Source organism: Brachybacterium tyrofermentans, assembly GCF_014897585.1.
In the GTDB taxonomy this organism is placed as follows: Bacteria; Actinomycetota; Actinomycetes; order Actinomycetales; family Dermabacteraceae; genus Brachybacterium; species Brachybacterium tyrofermentans.
On record NZ_JABUXW010000078.1, the window covers coordinates 1 to 1682 of the forward strand.

At 66.9% G+C, this 1682-nt stretch carries 1 protein-coding gene; it reads left to right on the forward strand.

Translation table 11 applies throughout. The annotated features are described in order from the left end of the window. Positions 1-122 precede the first annotated feature (122 nt). Positions 123-1514: an IS1380 family transposase gene (locus tag INT49_RS20765; protein WP_193119622.1), complete on the forward strand. Its 1392-nt coding sequence runs from the start codon at positions 123-125 to the stop codon at positions 1512-1514. The last annotated feature ends 168 nt before the right edge of the window (positions 1515-1682 follow it).

Sequence of the window (1682 nt, forward strand, 5' to 3'; positions counted from 1 at the left end):
CCTCGGGCTTTCATCGTTGAGGTGTCCGAGGGGTGGGTCGTGATGGGTGAAGGTGCTCCTGACCTGGAAGAATAGGGCTTGTCTAAGGTCCATTTCACGCCAGTTCAGGGAGCACCTTCAGGGTGAATGCTACCGGGTTGTATCCACGTCCTCATGTTGATGTCGCGCCGGTGTCTGCGGTCGGTCAGGCCGGTGGTGTGTTGCTGACCGAGACCGTCCGCGCGACGGGCCTGGCCGTCGAGCTTTCGAGGGCGCTGGCGCCGTGGCGGAAGCCGTTCTCGCGGCATGATCCGGGGAAGATCCTCACCGATCTCGCGCTCATGTTGGCGGTCGGTGGGGATTGCCTGGCTGACGTCGCCACGCTCCGAGCGGAGCCTGATGTGTATGGGTCCGTGGCCTCGGATCCGACGATCTCTCGCCTGCTGACGACCCTCGCGGCTGACGCCCGGGCGGTCGAGAATGCGATCAGTGCCGCCCGCCGGAAAGCACGCAGTCGAGCCTGGGCCCTGGCCGGCGAGTATGCTCCCAGCGCGGGGGTCACGGCGAAGAGCCCGCTGGTCATCGACCTGGACGCTTCGCTGGTGACCTCTCACAGCGAGAAGGAGTTCGCGCGGCCGACGTTTAAGAAGGGCTTCGGATTCCATCCGTTGCTCGCGTTCGTCGACCACGGCACCGGCGGGTCCGGAGAGATGTTGGCCTGTCTCCTGCGCCCCGGGAACGCCGGCTCGAACACCGCAGCGGACCATAAGAGCGTGATCGCCGATGCGCTGGCCCAAGTCGGGATGGGATCCCGGCCGGGGCGGAAGGTGCTGGTCCGGATCGACGGGGCCGGCGGCACGAAGAAGACGCTGCAGGAGTTGGTGAAGCGGCGGGTCTCGTACTCGGTCGGGTTCACCCTGCCCGCGAATACGCCGGAGCTGTTCGGCCTGATCCCGAAGCACGTCTGGGAACCCGCCTATAACTCTGATGGCGAGGTGCGGGAGGGAGCGGACGTCGCGGAGCTGACGGGGCTGATCGGCCTCGATGAGGACTGGCCGGACGGGATGCGTGTCATCGTCCGTCGCGAGCGCCCTCATCCCGGTGCGCAACTGCGGTTCGATGACGTCGATGGCTACCGCCTGACGGCGTTCGCGACCAACACCACGCAGGGTCAGCTCGCGGACCTCGAGTTCCGTCACCGTCGCCGTGCTCGCTGCGAGGACCGGATCCGCGTGGCGAAGGACATGGGCCTGCGGAACCTGCCCCTGACGTCGTTCGCGCAGAACCGGATCTGGTGCCAGATCGTGGCCCTGGCCAGCGAGATTACTGCTTGGATGGGGATGCTCGGCTATGCCGGCCAGCCCGCAAGGAGGTGGGAGCCTAAACGCGCCCGGCACCGCTTGTTCCAGATCCCCGCGACTATCGCGCGCCATGCTCGACAGCAGGTCCTGCACTTCTCGGAGCGGTCGATCTGGGCTCGGATCGTCCAGGCCGGCCACGCCCGCCTCGCCCAGTTGCCCGCCCCCGCTGGATAGCCCACGGCCCTGTCACTGACCGCACTCTCTGAAGGACCCACGGCCCTGGACGCCCGACCACCGCGACCGACACGCGGCGGACCGTCACACCCTCATGCCAGAATGAGTCCGCAAAGATCGGCAACGACGCCGACCGAGCGGACCTACCGACCCCATGAAAGATCGAGG